This window comes from Azomonas agilis (assembly GCF_007830255.1).
Taxonomy (GTDB): Bacteria; Pseudomonadota; Gammaproteobacteria; order Pseudomonadales; family Pseudomonadaceae; genus Azomonas; species Azomonas agilis.
This window is the reverse complement of the sequence record NZ_VLKG01000012.1, coordinates 69,317-91,523: the sequence shown is the minus strand read 5'-3', so window position 1 is coordinate 91,523 and position 22,207 is coordinate 69,317. Positions and strand designations below refer to the sequence as shown.

The window sequence follows — 22,207 nt, the reverse complement described above, 5'->3', positions numbered from 1 at the left end:
GGCCATGCCCGACCGCAAGCATGTTCTTAGCCGCGTTAATATCGCGGTCGTGCCTGACACCACAGGCATTGCAGGTTCATTCTCTTATTCCAAGCCCTGCGCTACCGTTCGGCCTCGAATCCGGCAAACAGCCGCAATTCAAGCAGGTTTGGGGGGTGTACGCCTCATTAACCGCTTTAAAAACAATGCCTGCGCTATCGCATTTATATTCCAGCATTGTCTTCAACATAGCCCATCCCGCATTCAATACGGATTTGGCGATCTTAGCTTTGGCTAACGAGGAGGATTTGATGTTTCCTACAATAGAGTTCACCGGTACGTTTTACAAGCTGTCGTGTGCATTTCGGCGGTGCCCCTCTTGCAGTGATCAAGTGATATATTGAGCAACAGATAAGGCAACTATCAGGGAGGCTACGCCTCCCGTGCTATCCATCCCTGCACTATAAGGTACGGGGTTTTTCGCGCAAAACTGATAAATTTCGTTTCCTTCCGCTCGTTCTCCCAACAATCGCCGGCGCTTCTGTCGGCGAAGCATCATCTACTGGGGAGTTCCATGAGTACGAGTCGCACCCTCTGGAAATGGCTGCTATTGATCCTACTGCCATTACTAGTGGCAGGAGCTGCATTGCTAGTCTGGTGGTTTCTGATCCGCGAGACGGCCCTTTACCCAAAGGAGATCATCGCACGAGCTAACGCACTACAGGAGCGTATCCTCTCCTTTGACGCTCACCTCGATATACCCCCCCAATTTGGAACTGAAGGCGCAGAAGCCAACCGTGAGGGCTCTGGCCAATTCGACCTTGTCAAAGCTGAGCGAGGCCGCTTGAGCGGAGCTGCATTGACCATTTTTGCTTGGCCTGAGTTCTGGACCGGTGCCAACAGTCCGCACCGCCCAACCGCTGGCTTCGTTGAAGCAGCACGCCATGAGCAGGAAACCCGTTACCGTGCCATTATCGGCATCGCCCGCGACTTTCCCGAACGTGCGGGTATTGCCTACACCCCCGCAGACTTTCGTCACTTAGCCCACGAAGGCAAGTTCGCTATTGTTATCAGCATGCTTAACGCTTACCCGCTGGGCGATGAGGTATCCCGGCTGGACGATTGGGCCGCGCGAGGCGTGCGTATCTTCGGCTTTAACTATGTCGCCAATAATGCTTGGTCTGATTCGTCGCGACCCATGCCCTTTTTCGGTGACTCGCCCGACGAACAGGGCGGTCTCTCGGAGCTAGGTCGCCAAGCAGTGCGCCGCCTCAATGAGCTGGGCGTAGTCATTGACGTATCACAAATGTCCACTGCTGCGCTGGAACAAACCGCTAAGCTGAGCCGTGCCCCCATCATTGCCTCCCACTCTGGGGTACGCAGTCTGGTAGATCTGCAACGCAACCTCACTGACAAGGAGATGCGCCTGATTCGGGATTCGGGTGGTGTGGTGCACATCGTCGGTTTTACCTCTCAGCTCAAGGCCTTCTCCAAAGAAACCTTGGATAAGGTTAACCGCATGCGCGCCGAATTCGACTTGCCCGCGGTACAGAACCTATCCCAAGCCAGCATGCCCGCTGACCCGGTTTTCTCCATCTGGCCGGAAAAACGCTTCGGCGAATACGCCAGCCGTCTCTATCCGATCTTAGAAGCCGACCCACGCGCTTCACTGAAGGAGCTCGGAGACAGCATTGACTACGCGGTGCAGAAAATCGGCATCGACCACGTGGGCATCAGTTCGGACTTTAACGACGGCGGCGGCTTGATCGGCTGGGAAAGCGTTGCCGATACACGCAACGTTACCGCCGAACTCATACAGCGCGGCTACTCGGATGAGGACATCGCCAAGCTGTGGGGCGGCAACTTCTTACGAGTCTGGGAAGTGGTGCAACAACAAGCTAAGCCGCAGACACCCCAGATAGGTAAGAACGGTAAGTAGGCTACATAGACCTTCTAACCCACTACTTTAATGAAAGGCCAAGCAAGATGCGCTGCACATATCGCCTTGGAAACCTCCTATTACTCTGCCTAGCTGCGGTCTCTACCGTCCAAGCATCAGATAAACCCGTAATGCCTGGAACCGTTTTTAAAGATTGCAAGGATTGTCCCGAAATGGTCGTACTGCCTGCTGGCAGCTACGTCATGGGTACTCCCGATGATGAACTGGGGCGCCAACCGGATGAAGGCCCACAGCACACTGTGACCTTTGCCAAGCCTTTTGCGATCAGCCGCTTTCAGGTGACTGCTGGGGAGCTAGATGCCTATATCAAAGCTACGGGTGTCGTCATTAAAAGTGGCGATGAACGTCCCGGCCGTTGGTGCGAAGCCAGCAAGCCAACCTACAAGCAAGAACCGAGACAACCGGCCGTTTGTGTCGATTACTACGAAGTTCAGGCCTATACGAGATGGCTGTCGGAAAAAACCGGGCAAACCTATCGGATGCTCAGTGAAGCTGAACGCGAGTACGGTGCACGAGCCGGTTCCACCGGCCCCTTCCCTTTTCCGTTCGATAAAGAAGGTGAGTACCAGATCAGCAAGCACGCCAATACCTATGGCCCCAAGGATGGCTTTAGTTACAGCTCTCCGGTAGGCAGCTACCCAGCCAATGCCTTTGGTGTCTACGACATGCATGGGAATGTGTATGAGTGGGTGGCTGATTGCCGGCATAACCACTACCAAGGTGCACCGACTGATGGCAGTCCGTGGATTGATGATGAGCAGTGCGAAGTGGCACAGATCCGTGGCAACGACTGGGGAGAACCACCGATTTTCTCCCGGTCGGGCAACCGTAACGCTTCACTCAAACGCAACCGAGGAGATTGGATAGGGTTTAGGGTTGCCCGCGAACTCTGACATCAAACAATCGTACGATTCATTGCCTTGTCGCCCATTTCTTTGGGCGGCTATGGGTTTAGCGCCCAAAGGCCCAGCATCTCAATGGATTTTACCCCGCCTATAGGAGATCTCATCGCCTCGCATCAGAAAGCTTGAGGAACTTACTAAATCCAAGGGCTCCATCCTCGTCTGACAGCTAAAGCCTTCTTAGTGTGGAAGCCCAGATGAACGGCCATGCAAATATCCCAGTACTCAACAGCCTTTACCCTGACCGTCAGTTGCGGGCACGCTGCACAAACGAGCAAATCACGATCTCGCTAAACGACCAGCCTCAGTTGGAGCTCTTCGTACAGCCAGCGTTTACACAAAAGTTGCTGGGCAGCATTAACCACTTGATAGGCGACGATGATTGGCAGGCGCGCTGTGTTCTAGCTGCATGCGAGGCAGCATTCACTCACACTCCAAATCTGGATGAGCTACGGCTTGTAACAACAACGCCCCACGCGGCGATCAATCCTTTGCTGGCCACAGGTCTATTGCATCAGATTGCGCCAGATACACTCATCTGCTCAGCTCATTCGTTGTGGCAACAATCCCTGCCTTGGCTGCACAAAGGCTACGCCACAGCATTCCCTCAGCATCACGTCAAGACGGGCTCCAGCCAACACCCTCTGCGCCCTACAGCACCAAATGGGGTGCTCTACAGCCGCTTTATTCCTTGGTTGGGTCAGACACTGACGCTGGAGCAGGCCGATCCCGATCACGACCTGCCCGCCTTTCACCGCTGGATGAACAGCCCCCGCGTCGCTCAATTCTGGGAAGAAGAAGGCAGCCTAGAACAGCATCGTGCCTACCTGCAAAAACAGCAGGATGATCCCCACACACTGCCTCTAATTGGTCGTTTCGACGGCCAAGCTTTTGGTTACTTCGAAGTTTACTGGGCCAAAGAAGACCGCATCGCCCCTTTCTACGATGCGGATGACTATGACAGAGGCCTGCATTTATTGGTGGGCGAAGAAGGCTTCCGTGGCAAAGCTTTTTACACCGCCTGGTTTTCTTCAATCTGCCACTACCTATTTCTCGACGATCCCCGCACCCAACGCATCGTTTGCGAACCCCGATACGACAATCATCGGCAGATCGCCAACTTCGACCGCAGCGGGTTTGCCAAGGTCAAGCACTTCGACTTCCCCCACAAACGTGCGCTGCTGGTGATGCTGTCTCGCGAGCGCTTCTTTTTCGATCGTTTGTATAACCCTCTGGACATTGTCCAACCCTCGCATGAAGGAACCATCGTATGAGCACTAGCAAGATTCATGATCTCATTGGCGTGGGCTTTGGCCCCTCCAATATCGCATTGGCCATCGCCCTCGAAGAGCTTGCACAGCACAGCGGCAGAGATCTGGATGCGCTGTTCATCGACAAGCAACTTCATTACCGCTGGCATGGTGATACGCTCTCCTCCCAGAGTGAGCTACAGATTTCCTTTCTCAAGGATCTGGTTTCTCTGCGTAACCCCACCAGCCCTTACAGCTTCATCAACTACCTGAAGCAACAGGATCGCCTGATCGACTTCATCAACCTCGGTACTTTCTACCCCTGTCGCTTGGAATTTAACGACTACCTAGGCTGGGTCGCCGAACACTTCGCCGACAAAGTCCTCTACGGCGAAGAGGTGGTGCGGGTTGAGCCAGAACTCGACAATGGCCACATTGATCATCTGAAACTGGTTTCCCGCACCGCCCAAGGTCAGGAACAGATACGCCGTGCGCGCTCAGTAGTCGTCAGTACCGGCAGTTGCCCGAAAATTCCTGAACTGTTCGCCCCGTTTAAAGACGACGCACGCGTCTTCCATCATTCCCAATATTTGACAGCCCTCAAGAATTTACCCTGCAGCGCAGGTCAACCCATGCGCATCGCCATCATTGGCTCTGGCCAAAGTGCTGCTGAAGCCTTTATCGACCTCAACGACAGTTACCCCTCGGTCAAGGTCGATATGATCTCACGTAGCAGCGCCCTTAAACCGGCCGACGATACGCCCTTCGTCAATGAAATTTTTGCGCCTAAATACACCGATATAGTGTTCCAACAAACGGCCCATGACCGCGAGCAGTTAATCAAGGAATACCACAACACGAACTATGCAGTGGTCGATCCAGAACTGATTGAGCGCATTTATCGCGTTATCTATCGTCAGAAAGTCGCCCGCCAATTCCGCCATGCCGTACTTTGTCGGCAACAGGTTGAAGCCGCATTGGCCACTGAACAGGGTATCGAACTCACCCTACAGGATCTGGCCACCCAGCAACGCCGTACCCATCGCTACGATGCGGTGATACTGGCCACCGGCTACGAGCGTTTCAGCCATCAGCGTCTACTGGCTCCCTTGCAGGCTTACCTGCCGGGTCTTGAGGTCGATCGCAACTACCGCGCCCTTGCCACTGCGCAATTGCGAGCGCCCGTTTTCCTTCAGGGGTTCTGTGAAGCAACCCATGGCCTCAGCGACACTCTGTTGTCGGTACTGCCCATGCGCAGCGAAGAAATTGGCCGAGCACTGTATCGAGCCCTAGATATCCCTACATCCGCCAAACAACCCAAAGTCAGTGTACTGGCCAGTGCCTGATAGGAAATAAGGATCAATCATGTCCCAGCCCGTAAAAGGCCCGCTGCACGAATTGTTCATTCTACTGCGACCGTTCAAGCTCATTGTGGCAGGCTCCATCGTACTGGGCATGGTCGGTGGCCTGAGCATTACCCTGTTGCTGGCCACCATCAACGATGCCTTGCACACTGAGAGCGGCCTGAACCAAGGGGTGATATGGGGATTTGCTGGGCTGTGTCTGCTGGCATTGTCCTGCTCAATCCTGTCTGACATCAGTACCAACCGAGTTGGCCAGAGCATCATCGCGGCGCTGCGCAAGGAGCTGGGCGAGAAGGTTCTATCCGCCCCAATCGAACAAATTGAGCGCTATCGCAGTCATCGGCTTATCCCCGTGCTGACCCATGACGTGGATACCATCAGCGATTTTGCTTTTGCTTTTGCCCCGCTGGCGATTTCACTGACGATCACCTTGGGCTGTCTTGGCTATCTGGCCGTACTGTCTTGGCCGATGTTCCTGCTGACACTGGTGGCAATAGGCATTGGCGCAGTAGTCCAGTACATTGCACGAGTCCGTGGCATACAGGGATTTATAAAAGCCCGGGATGCGGAAGACCAGTTGCAAAAGTACTACAACGCCATCGCCGAAGGCGCAAAGGAACTGCGCATCCATAGGCCACGACGCCAACGCATGTTTAGCAAGGGCATATGCCAGACAGCCGAGCTTATTCGAGACACTCAGATTCGCTCAATCAATACCTTTGTGATCGCCAAGAGCCTCGGCTCAATGCTGTTTTTCGTGGTCATCGGACTGACCCTCGCCCTGCATGCGCTGTGGCCAAGTACGAATCCGACAGCAATGAGCGGTTTCGTACTGGTACTGCTCTACATGAAAGGCCCGCTTGAACACCTGATCGGCACACTGCCAGTCGTCAGCCGTGCCCAAATTGCGTTTCGCCGTATTGCACAGTTATCGGAACAATTTTCTTCGCCAGAGCCACATTTGCTTCTTAGCGGAAAACCGATAGTCCCCTCTGAAGTTCACGACCTAACACTGAACAATGTCAGCTATACCTTCCCAGCAGTGGGTGATGCTCCACCGTTCCGGCTAGGCCCAGTGAACCTCAAAATTCAGCAAGGCGACATCCTTTTCATCGTCGGAGAGAATGGCTGTGGCAAGACGACTCTGATCAAGCTGTTGCTGGGTCTATACCCACCGCAACAGGGGCAAATCCTGCTCAACGGTCGAGCCATAGACGCCGAAGGCTACGACGACTACCGCCAGTTGTTCACTACAGTGTTTGCCGACTACTACCTGTTTGACGACATAGTACAGGGCGATACGCACATCCCGGACGATGCCAACCGCTACCTCAAGCGGTTGGAGATCGCCCATAAGGTCAGCGTCCAAGACGGCACCTTTACCACCACTGATCTATCTACCGGCCAGCGCAAGCGTTTAGCGCTGATTAATGCATGGTTGGAGGAGCGCCCAGTGCTGGTGTTCGACGAATGGGCCGCCGACCAAGATCCGACTTTCCGGCGCATCTTCTATACCGAGCTGCTACCCGACCTCAAGCGCTTAGGTAAAACCATCATCGTCATCTCCCACGATGACCGCTACTTCGACATCGCCGACCAGTTGGTACTCCTACAGGCTGGCAAGGTAGTGGTTGAGCAAGCCTCCGCCCTAGCCTGAACCCTAAATCCGCCTAGCGCGGCAGCTTCGCCGCGCGCCTAAATCGCACCTATGTCCTTTCGTCTCTCTCAGGACGCTTAATTTTCTAGTGATGGCGAGACCGAGATGACACCCCAGAACCAATCCATCGATGACGCGCTTCTGGCCCTGCTCTGCGAGCTTGACGAGGAAGTCGCCGCTCCTTCATGCATCGTCCCGCACTACGCCGATGACGCACCGTTGTCCTTCGCTCAAGAGCAGCTATGGCTGCTCAATCAGCTCGACACTGATGCCACCACCTACAATCAGCCGCGCGCCTTCCTAGTTCACGGCCTGTTACGGGCACAGGATCTGCAAAACGCCCTAGACCGGGTCGTCGACCGTCATGACATCCTGCGCACCCGCATCACTGAGGTGCAGGGCCAGCCCCGTCAGATCGTTGACCGCGAAGCGCGGCTGAACCTGCGTAGCGTTGATTTGCGCGGCCAGTCGTCTGAGGCGTTACACCGAGCACTAGGCCACGAAGCGGCCACCCCGTTCGACCTCGGCCAAGCACCACTGCTACGGGCTTGCCTGTATCAACTGGACGAACAGCGCCACGTCCTAGCACTAACCAACCACCACATCGTTAGCGATGCGTGGTCCAATCCGGTGCTGTTGCGTGACCTATGCCTAGCCTACAGCAACGCCTGCACCGGCCTCGACCGACACTTGCAACGTCCAGCCGTACAGTACACCGACTTCGCCCAGTGGCAACGCGGTGCCTACCTAGCCAGTCCAGCCCATGAGCGAGCCAAAGCCTACTGGCGCGACTACCTGCACGGTGGTATGCCGCTGCTCGAACTACCAACCGACTACCCACGCGGCAGCCGCCCAGCTACCACCGCTGGAACCTGTACCTTCGAGCTACCGGTAGCACTGTTCGAGCAGCTACAGGTCACCTGCCGCTCTAACGGCCTGACCCCCTTCATGGTGTTGCTAGCAGCTTGGCAATTGACGCTAGGCCGTTACAGCCGCCAAGACGATTTCATCCTTGGGGTGCCCAATGCCGGGCGTAACCAAGAACAGGTTCAAGATCTCATTGGTTTCTTCGTCAACAGCCAGATCCATCGAGCACGCCTAGACCCCCGCCAATCAGTGGCCGAGCTGCTCAATCAAGTGCGCCGCCATACTTTGGCCTGTTTGGAGCACGCTGATCATCCGCTGGAACAGGTCGTTGCTGAGCATCGCCAAGGCACGGGTAGCGCGCTGTTCCACTGCCTGTTCAACTGGACTAATGACCACACCGAACAAGCTGCACCAAGCTTCGCTAACCTGCGTATCGAATCACTTCCGAGCGCAGCTGCACCCGCCAAGTTCGACCTCAGCCTCAATGTCCAAGCGGGATATGAGCGACTTTACATCAGCCTCGACTACGACACCGCACTATTCGAAGTAGCCACGGCACAACGCCTAGGCCAAGACTGGCTGGCCGTCCTTCAAGCCATGCTCGACAATCCACAATGCGCGATTGGAGCCTTGCAGGTACAGTCTACCGAGCAGTGCGATCAATGGCTGGCCACCCACCAAGGCCCCGAAGGTGATGCTCTGGCCGGTCTAGCCGTACACCAGCAATTTACCCGCATGGCCCGCAGCCAAGGCGAGGCCATAGCCCTAGTCGCTGGTGACACACGCCTAAGCTACCAAGCCCTAGACGCTGCGGCCGAACGCCTCGCCTACCGCCTGCGAGCCGAGGGCATCCGCCCCGGCGATCGGGTGGCAGTGGCCCTCGAACGTGGCGCACCAATGATCATCACTCTGTTGGCCACGCTCAAGGCGGGCGGTGCTTACATACCACTGGATCCGCAATTTCCCGCCGAACGCCTGGCCTACATGCTCAAGGACTGTGGCGCTCTGCTGTTGGTAACTCAAACCTCAGTGCTGGCAACCCTACCCGCGCCGAGCCAAAATATACTGCTGCTTGATAGCCTCGACCTGCAAGCTGATGACCAGCCTGTGATACCGCTGGAGCTTGATTGCTTGCCGCAGCAGTTGGCTTACGTGCTCTATACCTCGGGTTCTACGGGCAATCCCAAGGGGGTAATGGTACCCCACGGTGCGTTATCCAACTTCATCGCTAGCATGGCCAAAGCTCCCGGTCTGAAGCCCGGGCAACGCCTGCTGAGTATTACCACCTGCTCATTCGATATCTTCGGCCTAGAACTGTACCTACCGCTGTGTACCGGTGCCTGTATGGTTTTGGCCAACAAGGACAGCGTACAAGACCCGGCAGCGATCATTGATCTATTGGTCAGTGAAGCCATTGATGTGCTACAGGCCACTCCCTCAACCTGGCGTATGCTGCTGGACAACGACCCTAACCAGCGCTTACCCGCACTGACCGCACTATGCGGCGGTGAAGCACTGAGCGATGAATTGACCACTCGCCTGCTGGCTCGCTGCAAGACGCTGTGGAACCTGTACGGCCCCACCGAGACCACCATCTGGTCAGCGCGCCACGCCCTCACCCGTAACAGCCCCCGCCCCGAACTGGGCCAGCCGATTGAGCGTACCGGCCTACTACTACTCGACAGCAATTTGCTACCTAGCCCGCTCGGCGTACCCGCCGACCTGTACATCAGCGGCGACGGCCTAGCCCAAGGCTACCACCAACGCCCCGGCCTGACGGCTGAGCGCTTCGTGCCCCACCCTTACGGCCAATCCGGCGAGCGCTTATACCGCACCGGCGACCTGACACGCCGTCACTTCAGCGGTAGCCTAGATTTCCTCGGTCGGGTCGATCACCAAGTGAAGATCCGTGGTTTCCGCATCGAACTGGGCGAGATTGAGTCCGGCTTACTGGCTCAGGATGCCGTGCGCGAAGCCGTAGTGATCGCCCGCGAAGGCATTGATGGCGCTCAGCTCATTGCCTACGTGGTTCCCATTACCTGGCCTGCTGACGCCCAAGCATTCACCGAGCACTGTTTGGCCCCTCTACGCGAGTATCTGCCGAACTACATGGTACCGGCGCGTCTGCAATTGCTGCATGCCATGCCACTAACACCTAACGGCAAGCTCGACCGCAAGGCTCTACCAGCAGTTGACGACATTCAGCCCCACCAAACCCAGTACCTAGCGCCAACCAACGATCTACAACGCCAAGTTGCGGCCATTTGGGCTGAATTACTCAAAGCCGAACGCGTGGGCCTAGCTGACGATTTCTTCGTCTTGGGCGGACATTCGCTGCTGGTGGCGCGTGTTGTCTCGCGCTTGCGTCATGAGCTAGGACTAGATTTTCCTCTACGCCTGCTGTTTGAGCAGCCACGTCTGAGCGATTTCTGTCAGGCCTTAGCCCACATCAAAAGCACTACACCGATAGTTCCACAGGCCCAAGCTACGGTTGCGCGAAACCAATTACCACTGTCCTTCGCCCAAGAGCGTCAGTGGCTACTGTGGAAACTAGCACCCACCAGTAGCGCCTACCATATTCCCAGCGTGCTACGTCTACGCGGCCCGCTAAACATCACCGCACTGAACCATGCCTTTGACCAGCTCATTGCCCGCCACGAATCGCTGCGCACCTGCTTCACCCTCGACAATGAGCAACTACACCAAAATATCCTCGCCCCCTGGTCACTGAACCTGCAAAGCCAAGAGCTTGATGAAAGCCAGATTGACACCTTTGTCGCTGAGCTGCGTGGCCAACCCTTCGACCTAGCCAGCGGCTTGCTACTGCGCGTGGGATTGGCACGCTTGGGGGCCAACGACCACCTACTGGTATTGGTGCAGCACCACATTGTCTCCGATGCTTGGTCGATGCAAGTGATGATCCGCGAGCTGTGTGCGCTGTACCAAGGCCAAGCACTGCCGCCGCTAACCCTGCAATATGCCGATTTCGCGAGCTGGCAACGCCGCTGGCTTGAGGCTGGCGAACGTGAGCGCCAGCTAACCTACTGGCGTTCACGCCTAGCCGGTGAGCCACCGGTGCTCGAACTGCCCTACGATCATCCGCGCCGTGATCACTCGCAGCGCCCGGCCGGTCGCCTATACCTAGTGTTACCCGAGACAACCGCTCAAGCCTTGCAAGACTTTGCTACGGCCTACCGAGCCACCATTCCTATGGTTTTGCTGAGTGCTTGGCAGGCCTTGCTGCACCGTTACACCGGCCAGTCAGATATCCGCATCGGCGTGCCGGTGGCCAATCGTAATCGGCTGGAAACCGAGCCACTGATTGGCTTTTTCGTCAATACCCTAGTACTACGCGCTGAGTGCAGCGCCGACCTGTCGTTCGAGGGGCTGCTGGCACAGACCCGCCAAGCCATGATAGAAGCCCAAGATCATCAAGACCTACCCTACGAGCAACTGCTCGAAGAGCTGCTACCCCGGCGAGACCCGCAACAGACGCTATTCCAAGTGCTCTATAACCACCATCAAGAAGCCGATACCGTGCACGTCGGCGAGCTGCATGTGCAAGCGCTGGACAGCCCACCGCTGGATGCCCAATTCGACCTAGCCCTGAGCACTGCCCAAGGTGAACACGGCCTGAGCGCCAGTTTCACCTACGACCGTGACCTATTCGATACCATCACCTTGCAACGCTTAACCCAGCACTGGCTTAACCTGCTCGAACAAGGCCTAGCACAACCTCAGTGGCCCCTCACTCGCCTAGCCTTGATGAACCCGGTCAAGCAACTCAAAGTGCAGGAGGCTTGGAACGGCCCGCTGATCTGCTACCCACAAACGCAAGCGCTCGCAGCCCGCATTGAGGCCCAAGCGCAACGCCAGCCACAAGCCATTGCGCTACGCTATCAAGGGCAGAGCCTCAGTTATGCCGAACTCAACCGACGCGCCAACCGCCTAGCCCACCGTCTGATCGCCGTGGGTGTCAATGCCGATGTTCCGGTTGGCCTAGTGGCCGAGCGCGGCTTCGAGATGATCCTTGGCCTGCTGGCTATTCTTAAAGCCGGTGGTGCCTATGTACCGCTTGATCCGGCACACCCAGTCGAGCGCTTGGCCTTCATGATTCGCGACAGCGGCATCAAGGTGCTCCTTGACCAACCTGGCCTGCTTGCCGAGCTGCCTGCCCAAGACAACCTACTGCGTCTGAATCTAAATGCCGATTATGACGACCAACCAATGGGCAACCCACCCGCCCGTAGTAGCGTTGATAACCTTGCCTACATTATCTACACCTCTGGCTCTACAGGTCTGCCCAAAGGCACGCTGCTCAGCCAACGCAATGTATTGCGGCTGTTCAGTGCCTGCGACCGCTGGTTCAGCTTCGACCACCAAGATGTCTGGACTCTTTTCCACTCTTTCGCCTTCGACTTTTCTGTGTGGGAGATCTTCGGTGCCTTGCTCCACGGTGGCCGTCTCGTCATTGTGCCTCAGGTGCTGAGCCGCGACCCCCAAAGCTTCCTGCAACTGTTGATGGATGAGCGCGTAACGGTGCTTAACCAGACACCATCGGCATTCAAGCCACTGATCCAAATGGCCTGTACCGCGTCTTCGGTGGATCTAGCCTTGCGCCTAGTCATCTTCGGAGGTGAAGCCCTTGACGTAGCGGCTTTACGCCCGTGGTTTGAGCGCTTCGGCGAGTACCGCCCACAGCTAGTAAATATGTACGGCATCACCGAGACCACCGTGCATGTCACGTACCGACCCATTGCTCTAAGCGACCTGAGCCGCTCTGTCAGTCCGATCGGTGAGTTGATCGACGACCTCAGCGGCTACCTGCTCGACGGCGAACTCAATCCGGTTCCGGTTGGCTGCATTGGCGAGTTGTACATCGGCCAAGCCGGCCTTGCCCGAGGCTATCTAAACCAAGCGGGGCTGACTGCCACACGCTTTATCGCCAACCCATACAGCCGCCAGCCCGGTAGCCGCTTGTACCGCACCGGCGACTTGGCACGCTACCGCAGCGATGGCTCCGTCGAATACATCGGTCGGATCGACCAGCAGGTGAAAATTCGCGGATTCCGCATTGAACTGGGTGAGATCAAAGCCAGACTGCTAGCACAACCGACAGTGGCCCAAGCGGTGGTAATCGCTGACCAAGAGCAGGCCGAAACCCGCTTGCTTGCCTACCTAGTGGCTAACCCCGGCCAGACTCCTGACACCGCCGCACTGCGCGCTTCACTCAAGACACAGATGCCCGACTATATGATTCCAACCCACTGTGTCTGGCTTGACCAGCTACCACTGACCCTCAACGGTAAGCTCGATTACAAGGCTCTACCGACACCCGCCGATACCAACGCTGAACGCCCATTCCGCTCCCCTCAATCACCATTGCAACAACAGCTAGCCGACCTCTGGCAGCAAGTACTAAAGGTGCGGGCCGTCGGCTTAGATGATGATTTCTTCGAATTGGGTGGCCATTCATTGCTGGTGATCAACGCCGTTTCGCGTATCCAACTGGAACTAGGCCGCGCACTGGCTCCACAGGACTTATTCCAGCACCCAACCCTCGAAGCCTTAGCACTTCACCTAGATACCCGTACAACGGCGATCGACGAGAGCAAGCTAGATACCCTCGAAGCTTGGCTCGACGAAATGGAGGAACATTGATGGACAGCACTACCGCTTCGAGAATCGCCAAGCGCTTTATCCTGCTGCCACTGGAAAAGCGTCGGCAATACCTGTTGAAGATGCGTGAGGAAGGTCTATCAGTCGCCAGCCTGCCGATCCCCCGTGTGCGCGACGAATTCCCCCGCCTACCGCTGTCATTCGCCCAGCAGCGCCAGTGGTTCCTTTGGCAATTCGACCGCCAGTCCACGGCTTACCATATCCCCTGTGCCCTGCGTCTACGCGGGCCGCTGGATCAAGCGGCGCTACAGGCTAGCTTGAACGAACTGGTGCGCCGTCACGACAGCCTGCGTACCCGTTTCGTCGAGGATGAGCAAGGTGTCGCGCAACAGGTCGATGCCGTCGCACCCCAGCCACTAACCCTGATAGCCCTCGACGAGCAGGCGCTGTATGCCTATATCCAAGCCCGAATCCATGACCCCTTCAACCTAGCCAGCGGTGCGTTGCTGCGTGCTGAATTGCTGCAACTGGGCCCCGAGGATCATGTGCTGCTGCTGGTACAGCACCATATCGTCAGCGACGGCCGTTCGATGCAGGTGATGATCCAAGAGCTGACCCATTGTTACACCCGCTTCAGCCAAGGCCTACCCAGCCAACTGCCCGAACCGCAACTGCAATATGCCGACTACGCTATCTGGCAACGCCACTGGATGGAGGCCGGTGAACAGGAACGTCAGCTCAACTACTGGTGCCAGCGTCTAGGCAGCCAAGAATCCGTGCTAGAGTTGCCGCTAAACCGCCCACGTCCGAGCGTGCAGCACTTTGAGGGTGCTCGCGTACCACTGGCGATCCCGCCCACCTTGAGCCATGCCATCCACCAGCTAGCCCAAGTACAGCAAGCCACGGTGTTTATGGTACTGCTGGCATCGTTCATGGTTCTGCTGCACCGCTACACCCGCCAGCAGGACATCCGCGTTGGCGTGCCCAGTGCTAACCGCAACCGAGTCGAGGCCGAAAACCTAATCGGCTTTTTCGTCAACACTCTGGTTATTGATGCTCAATGCCAGCCCAGCCTAGCTTTCACCCAACTGCTTGACCAAATCAAGGCCACGACTCTACAAGCCCAAGCCTACCAAGATCTGCCCTTTGAGCAATTGGTCGAAGCCTTGCAACCGGAGCGAAATCTCAGCCACAACCCGCTGTTCCAAGTGATGTTCAACCATCAGCTCAGTGCCCCGCCACAAAGCAAATCTACCCTTGGCCACGGTTTGGATATTGAGCCACTGGAGCTTGCCAGCGAGACCGCACAGTTGGATTTGACCCTCAACACCTACGAGGATGCCCAAGGTCTGGGCGCGAGCCTAATCTATGCCACTGCCCTATTTGATCATACCTTCATTGAGCGCTTGGGCGAGCACTGGCTCAGCCTGCTGGAGCAACTGGTCAATGCACCACAACAAGCCATCGGTGAGGCAAGGCTGTTAGCGGCTGATGAACGCCAGCAACTGTTAGAGCAATGGAACGCTACCGCCCAGACTTACCCCGCAGCACCGTCGATCCACGCCTTGGTCGAAGCTCAGGTACGTCGCACGCCTGATGCCATCGCCCTAGTGTTTGGCGATACACAGCTAAGCTACGCTCAGCTTAACCGCCAAGCCAACCAGTTAGCCCATGCCCTGATCGCCCAAGGCGTGCGCCAAGACACTCCGGTCGGTATTGCCGCCGAGCGCAGCTTGGAGCTAGTCATCGGGTTATTGGCTATCCTCAAGGCCGGGGGTGCCTATGTACCACTTGATCCAGAATACCCCAGCGAGCGTCTAAGCTACATGATTGAGGACAGTGGCATTAGCCTACTGCTGACCCAATCGCACCTAGTTGAACGCCTGCCAGTGCTGACCCACCTGTCCGTGCATCTGCTTGATACAGTGCAAGCAGCGCACCCCGAGCAGGATCCGCAACTGCCATGCTTGCCTGAACAACAGGCCTACGTTATTTACACCTCCGGCTCCACTGGCCGCCCTAAGGGAGCCGGTAACAGCCACCGTGCCCTAGCTAACCGCCTACAGTGGATGCAGGCTGAATATGGCCTAGATGCCCATGATACGGTCTTGCAAAAGACTCCATTCAGCTTCGATGTATCGGTATGGGAATTCTTCTGGCCACTGATTACCGGTGCCCGCTTAGCCATCGCCGCACCGGGCGACCACCGTGACCCTGAGCGTCTGGTACACCTGATCGGCCAACACCAAGTCACCACCCTCCATTTTGTTCCGTCGATGTTGCAGGCGTTCCTGCTCAACGACCAGATTACAAATTGCACTAGCCTGCAACGCATCCTTTGCAGTGGCGAAGCCCTCCCGGTGGAGGCTCAGCAGCAAGTGTTTATGCGCCTGCCGAGAGTACATTTATACAATCTATACGGCCCCACTGAAGCAGCTATTGATGTCACCCACTGGATCTGCCGTGACGAAGGTAAGACCTGCGTGCCGATTGGCACACCCATCGCTAACCTAGCTTGCTGGATCCTCGATGCCGGCCTACAACCTCAGCCCGTCGGAGTCATTGGTGAGCTGTACCTGAGCGGCGAAGGCTTGGCCCGTGGCTACCACCAACGCCCAGCGCTGACCGCCGAGCGTTTCGTCGCCTGTCCGTTTCAATCCGGGGCGCGCATGTACCGTACTGGTGATTTAGCACGCTACCGTGCCGATGGAGTGATCGAATACTGCGGGCGCATCGACCATCAAGTGAAAATTCGCGGCCTGCGCATCGAACTCGGCGAGATTGAAGCACGGTTGATGGAACAGCCAACAATCCACGAAGCAGCAGTACAGGTTGTGGACAACCAGTTGGTTGCCTATCTGGTGGCCAAGGCCGGACAGCCAGTACCGGAGCGCCAGCAACTGAGTCGAGCGCTACAAGCCCATCTGCCCGATTACATGCTGCCCAACCATTGGTTATTCCTCGACAGCATGCCGCTAAGCCCCAATGGCAAACTCGACCGTAAGGCCCTACCGCACCCCGGGGCAGCTCAGGCCCAAGCCGACTACTGCGTGGCTGAGGATGAGCTGCAAGCACGTTTAGTGCAGATTTGGCAGCGAGTACTCAAGCTTGAGCGCGTGGGTATCGACGACAACTTCTTTGAGCTAGGGGGCGACTCCATCGTCTCCATCCAACTAGTCAGCCAAGCGCGCCGCGATGGTCTGCACTTCACCCCCAAGGATCTGTTCAGCCATCAGACTGTGCGCACGCTGGCGCGCGTTACCCAAAGCCAGACCGAGCAGGCACAGACTGTATACCCGCCGGCCAGCGGTACAACCTTGCTACTGCCGATGCAACACCAATTTTTTAACCAAGCCATACCTGAGATGCAGCGCTGGAATCAGTCGGTGATGCTCAAGGCCAACCAAGCGCTGAATCCGACCCATCTGCGTCAAGCGCTGGCAGCTTTGGTGGCTAAGCATGATGCCTTACGCTTGCGCTTCAATGAGGTACAGGGCCAGTGGCAGGCGCACTTTACCGCGCAACCGGCACCTGCTGATCTGCTCTGGCAGTACGAAGCAAGCCAAGACGAAAACTGGCAAGCGCTGTGCGATCGAGCCCAAGGCAGCCTTGATTTAGCCAAGGGGCCACTGCTGCGTGCAGTACATGGCATGGTTGAAGGCGAGCAGCGCCTGTTACTGATAGTCCACCACCTCGCGGTTGACGGTGTATCTTGGCGCATCCTGCTCGAAGACCTGCACACGGCCTTCACCCAAGCCGCCGCCGGCCAAGTTTGTAACCTACCACCGCGCACCCTATCGGTACAGGACTGGGCCCTGCGCCTACAGGCCCACGCCCAGAGCCCTGCCGGTGAAGATGAAGCGCGCTTCTGGCTACAACAATGCGCCGGTATCGACGGCACACTGCCGGCTATCGACACTGAGACCGCCCTGCGTCTGCGCGACAGCCACAGCGTCACCACCCATCTGAATGCCGAAACCACGTCACGCCTACTTAAGGATTGCCCGGCGGCCTACCGTACCCAAATCAATGATCTACTGCTGGCTGCGTTGGCTCGCGTATTACAACGTTGGACGGGTACCCGCGACTACTTGGTGGAACTCGAAGGTCATGGCCGCGAAGCCTTTACTGACAACGAAGCCGATCTGACTCGTACCCTTGGCTGGCTGACCAGCCTTTACCCAGCACGTATCAGCGCCGGCAGTTCGCTGGCCGAGGCCATTATGCTTACTAAGGAGCACCTGCGTGCTCTACCGGCTAAGGGAGCCTTTTTCAGTGCCCTGCGCTGCTATGCCAGCCCAGCCGTGCGTCAGGCCTTAGCCGCTCTGCCAAAAGCACGTATCACCTTCAACTACCTAGGCCAGTTCGACAGTGGCAATGACGACACTGCCGTCTTGTTCCGGCCAATCCCGGCAGACAAGGGCCGTGAGCACAGCCTTGACGCACCACTACAGAACTGGCTGGCCATCAACGGTCAAGTGTTCGACGGCGAGCTGCGTCTGAACTGGAGCTTCAGCCGCCTGATGTTCGAGCCAGCGCACCTGCAACACCTAGCCGACGACTATGCCGATGAGCTACGCCAAGTTGTGGCTCTGTGCAGCCAAGGTATACGCCTTGGCCTAACCCCTTCAGACGTGCCGCTGGCCCGTTTGACCCAAGCTCAGTTGGATTTACTGCCATTTTCCTGCGATCAAGTTGAGGATATTTACCCGTTGTCTACGGTGCAGCAGGGCATGCTGTTCCACACCCAAGACACCGGTAGCGCGGATTTTTACATCAACCAGACCAGCGTCGAGGTACAGGGCCTTGAAGCTTCACGCTTCATCGCTGCTTGGGGCCAATTAGTACAGCGCCACGAGATGCTGCGTAGCGCCTTCTGGCAAGCGCCGCAACTGAGTGAACCGCTGCAAGTGGTATTACGTCAGGGCCAGCTCGATGCCCGTGAACAGGACTGGCGTGGCCAAGCTGTTGACTCCATGCGTCTGGCCACCACTGCCGAGGCCGAGCGCCGCCGACCCTTCGACCTACTCGCCCCGCCGCTGTTGCGTCTGCTGCTGGTACGCCTAGAGGATGATCGCCACCAACTGATCCTGACCAGTCATCACATCCTCATGGACGGCTGGAGCCAGTCGCGCCTGCTCGGTGAGCTATTCCAGTGCTACGCTGGCCAGCCACTGCCGCCCCTGCAAGGTCGTTACAGCGACTACATCCGCTGGTTGCAGGCACCGGCGCAACAAGCCAGCGAGGCTTTTTGGCGGCCACGCTTGGCCGAGTTACAAGGCCCGACCCAGCTAGCCGGTGCCATCGGTGCCCGACTCGTAACCGGCCAAGAAGGCCATAACGCGCTATATCTGCACTGGGACGAGCAGCGTACCGCTTGGCTACGCAAGCAAGCTCAGCGCCTACGCATCACCCCTAATACCTTGGTGCAGGCGGCTTGGTTGCTGTTATTACAGCGCTATACGGGCCAGCAGACTCTGTGCTTCGGTGCTACGGTGTCTGGCCGCCCAGCCAGCCTAGCGAATGCCGACAGCCTATTGGGACTGTTCATCAATACCTTGCCGATTATTCAGACACTGCACCCAGCACAAACAGTGCAGGACTGGCTGCAACAATTGCAGGCCTACAACCTAGAGGTGCGCAACCACGAGCACACGCCACTGGTGGATATCCAGCGCTGGGCTGAGAGCAACGGCCAAGCCTTGTTCGATAGCATCATCGTGTTTGAAAACTACCCCATTGACGAACGTCTACAGTCAGCCAGTACTACAGGCTTGCGCTTCGGCGATGCGCAGCTGCGGGACGTTACCAACTACCCAATGGACTTGGCTGTACACTTGAATACGCGCCTGCGTATCGAATTTCTCTACCGCTTAGACCACTTTGCAGCACATCAGGTCGAGGCTATTCGCGACCACTTCGAGACACTACTCGAACGTCTGCTAGACAGCCCAGAGGCCGCCATAGGTACTCTCGGCCTACTGGCTAATACACCACTCCTTCAAGTACAAGCCAGCCTTAATACACCGCCAGATATTGCGGCGCTGATCAGCCGCCACGCCCAAGAACGCCCACACCAAGTCGCAGTACGCTGCGATGGCATTGAGCTAACCTACGCGCAATTGGAGCAGCAAGCCAACCGTCTGGCTTGGACTTTAATCGAACGCGGCATCAGCCGTGAGCATCGGGTTGGCATTGCCCTAGAGCGCTCGGTGCGCACCATCGTCGCCTTCTACGCGGTCATGAAGGCCGGTGCTGCCTATGTACCACTGGACATCGACTACCCTGCCGAACGCCTACAGTGGATCATCGGCGATGCTGATGTAGCCCTACTGTTGACCGAGCGCGCCATCGGCGAGCGCCTAGGCATCGAACCGGCACAGCGCTTAGATTTAGACCTGTGCGTGCTGTCACAGCATGAACATGCTCCGAATCGCCAAGCTCTGGACGACCAGCTTAGCTACATGATCTACACCTCTGGCTCTACCGGCACCCCTAAGGGTGTGGCCGTAACCCGCGGCCCACTGCGCATGCATTGTCAAGCGATCATTGAATGCTACGAGATGAGCCCATCGACCCGCGAGCTGCTGTTTATGTCGTTCGCCTTCGACGGTGCCCAAGAGCGCTGGCTGTCTACTCTGATCAGTGGCGGCCAGTTGGTAATCCGTGGCAATACTCTGTGGACTCCACAGGAAACTTGGGATGTACTGCATGCCGAGGCAATTACCATCGCCTGTTTCCCGCCAGCCTACCTACAACAACTGGCCGAATATGGCCAAACTCAACCCAGCCCACCACCTGTACACACCTACTGCTTCGGCGGCGATGCGGTAGCCGATGCCCACTTCGAACGGGTCAAACAAGTGCTCAAGCCAAGGTTTTTTACCAACGGCTATGGCCCTACCGAGACGGTAGTCACTCCGTTGCTGTGGAGGGTGCCGGTGAATGCCCGTTGTGAAGCAGTGTATGCACCGATTGGCGTAGCGGTCGGCAACCGCACCCTGTACATTCTCGATGACTGCCTCAATCCACTGCCCGTAGGTTTGGCTGGGGAGCTGTACATCGGTGGCGAAGGCTTGGCACGCGGCTACCACCGCCGCCCCAGCTTAAGCGCTGAACACTTCATCGCTGATCCATTTAGCACCACGGGCGGACGGCTGTACCGCACCGGCGATTTGGTGCGCCAACGCTCAGACGGAATATTTGACTACTTAGGCCGTTTGGACAACCAAGTGAAGATCCGTGGCTTTCGTATCGAACTGGGTGAGATTGAGGCGCGCCTACGCGATATCGCCGGTGTACTTGATGCTGTGGTAGTGGCCCGAGAGGGTTGCAGTGGCAAGCGGCTGATTGGCTATGTGGTGCTTGAGGATAGCGCGGGCAACACCACGCCCATGCTTGAATATCTGCGTCAGGTGCTGCCGGACTATATGATTCCGACCCAACTGATGGTACTCGATGCCCTACCACTAACCCCCAACGGTAAGATCGACCGCCGTGCCCTGCCTGAGCCTGAATTGGCTCAGCGCCAGTACCAAGCACCCGTGGATCAGCGCCAACGTGCTCTAGCGGCGATCTGGGCCGAAGTGCTAGGAGTGGAGCAAGTCGGCGTGACCGATCACTTCTTCGAACTGGGCGGCGATTCGCTGGGCGTACTCAAGGTGCTCTCGCGCCTACGCAGCCAACCTGAACTGGGCCTGAACCTAAAACTGCGTGACCTGATCGCTCGACCAACCATCGCCGAGCTGTGTCCAGCCCAAGACCAAGAACAGACCAGGCTCAATCCACTGCTGTTGCTCAACTCTAAGGTCGAGCGCCAAGCCCCGCTATTTTGCCTACACGCTGGCTTCGGTACCGTGTTCGACTACCGGCCGTTAGCCCAACGCTTGGATGGTCTGTGCAGTGTCTATGGCTTGCAGAACCGCATGCTACTCGACCGTCACTGGCAAGATGAGTCGCTTGAGGCTATGGCCATCGACTATGCCCAGTACATTCGCCAGAAGCAGCCCCAAGGCCCATATCGCCTGCTGGGATGGTCACTGGGCGGCACCCTAGCGGTATTGGTGGCCCGCGAGCTAGAAAGCCAAGGCCAGCAGATTGAGCAACTGACTCTCGTCGATCCGTACCTACCCAGTGCGACCCATGAGCAATTAGAAAACGACTGTGGTAGCGATCTGCGCGCTTTCTTAGCCGTGGTCAGCGGCTGTCCCGCTGCTAGCCTGCCGTTGCTGTCAGTACCGGCCAACGCCGATACCACGCAGGTACTCGCTGTGATTGAACAAAGCCTAGCCAATATCGCCTCCGATGAGATACCGCCGAGCGAGGAGCTGGCACGAACCTTCAGCGTAGCCATGACCCTTAAGGCTCTCTCGCTCCAACTGCACACCCTGCCTAGGGTAGCCGCACGCCTAGATTGCTGGTGGGCTAAGGGTAGTGAAACTGGCCTCAGCCAAACCTTCGAAGCGAGCCAAGCCATACGCTCTAGCCAGCATCTAGCGGCAGACCACTACGCTATCGTTGGCCATGCCGAGCTGCTTAACGCCCTGCACCAACGCCTGCACACAGTGGCTGTGCAAACCGTCTAAGTCCGCGCTCGGCTGTCTGATGCA

General features: G+C 57.2%; 8 protein-coding genes. 7 read left to right on the top strand and 1 reads right to left on the bottom strand.

Features of this window, described 5'->3' with window-relative positions; all coding sequences use genetic code 11:
• Positions 1-76: 76 nt before the first annotated feature.
• A complete protein-coding gene (locus tag LX59_RS16000) occupies positions 77-217 on the bottom strand; it encodes a zinc ribbon domain-containing protein (RefSeq protein ID WP_246118768.1) in 141 nt (46 codons plus the stop codon).
• A gap of 336 nt (positions 218-553) precedes the next feature.
• Here LX59_RS16000 and LX59_RS13645 point away from each other — a divergent pair, with 336 nt between their 5' ends.
• The 7 genes from LX59_RS13645 to LX59_RS13615 all read left to right on the top strand — a co-directional run bounded on the left by LX59_RS13645 (position 554) and on the right by LX59_RS13615 (position 22,183).
• Positions 554-1,918 carry a dipeptidase gene (locus LX59_RS13645; protein WP_211354868.1) on the top strand — a complete coding sequence of 455 codons (1,365 nt, stop codon included), beginning with the start codon at positions 554-556 and terminating at the stop codon, positions 1,916-1,918.
• A 47-nt stretch (positions 1,919-1,965) separates the two neighbouring features.
• A complete protein-coding gene (gene pvdO / locus LX59_RS13640; protein ID WP_246118764.1) occupies positions 1,966-2,832 on the top strand; it encodes a dihydropyoverdine dehydrogenase in 867 nt (288 codons plus the stop codon).
• A gap of 206 nt (positions 2,833-3,038) precedes the next feature.
• Positions 3,039-4,115, top strand: coding sequence for a GNAT family N-acetyltransferase (locus LX59_RS13635; RefSeq protein WP_144572778.1), 1,077 nt, complete (start codon positions 3,039-3,041; stop codon positions 4,113-4,115).
• The gene (locus LX59_RS13630; protein ID WP_144572776.1) at positions 4,112-5,437 is read left to right on the top strand and encodes a lysine N(6)-hydroxylase/L-ornithine N(5)-oxygenase family protein; all 1,326 of its coding nucleotides are present in this window, start codon (positions 4,112-4,114) and stop codon (positions 5,435-5,437) included. Before LX59_RS13635 ends, LX59_RS13630 begins: the two co-directional genes overlap by 4 nt.
• 19 nt (positions 5,438-5,456) lie before the next feature.
• Positions 5,457-7,112, top strand: coding sequence for a cyclic peptide export ABC transporter (locus LX59_RS13625; protein ID WP_144572773.1), 1,656 nt, complete (start codon positions 5,457-5,459; stop codon positions 7,110-7,112).
• A gap of 105 nt (positions 7,113-7,217) precedes the next feature.
• On the top strand, positions 7,218-13,640 hold the full coding sequence (locus LX59_RS13620; protein WP_144572770.1) for a non-ribosomal peptide synthetase: 6,423 nt from the start codon (positions 7,218-7,220) through the stop codon (positions 13,638-13,640).
• Positions 13,640-22,183 carry a non-ribosomal peptide synthetase gene (locus LX59_RS13615; RefSeq protein WP_144572767.1) on the top strand — a complete coding sequence of 2,848 codons (8,544 nt, stop codon included), beginning with the start codon at positions 13,640-13,642 and terminating at the stop codon, positions 22,181-22,183. Before LX59_RS13620 ends, LX59_RS13615 begins: the two co-directional genes overlap by 1 nt.
• Positions 22,184-22,207: the final 24 nt, after the last annotated feature.

Coding starts and splice junctions, on each gene's coding strand:
- LX59_RS16000 (WP_246118768.1), bottom strand. CDS start 217: ATGCTGGAATATAAATGCGATAGCGCAGGCATTGTTTTTAAAGCGGTT.
- LX59_RS13645 (WP_211354868.1), top strand. CDS start 554: ATGAGTACGAGTCGCACCCTCTGGAAATGGCTGCTATTGATCCTACTG.
- pvdO (WP_246118764.1), top strand. CDS start 1,966: ATGCGCTGCACATATCGCCTTGGAAACCTCCTATTACTCTGCCTAGCT.
- LX59_RS13635 (WP_144572778.1), top strand. CDS start 3,039: ATGAACGGCCATGCAAATATCCCAGTACTCAACAGCCTTTACCCTGAC.
- LX59_RS13630 (WP_144572776.1), top strand. CDS start 4,112: ATGAGCACTAGCAAGATTCATGATCTCATTGGCGTGGGCTTTGGCCCC.
- LX59_RS13625 (WP_144572773.1), top strand. CDS start 5,457: ATGTCCCAGCCCGTAAAAGGCCCGCTGCACGAATTGTTCATTCTACTG.
- LX59_RS13620 (WP_144572770.1), top strand. CDS start 7,218: ATGACACCCCAGAACCAATCCATCGATGACGCGCTTCTGGCCCTGCTC.
- LX59_RS13615 (WP_144572767.1), top strand. CDS start 13,640: ATGGACAGCACTACCGCTTCGAGAATCGCCAAGCGCTTTATCCTGCTG.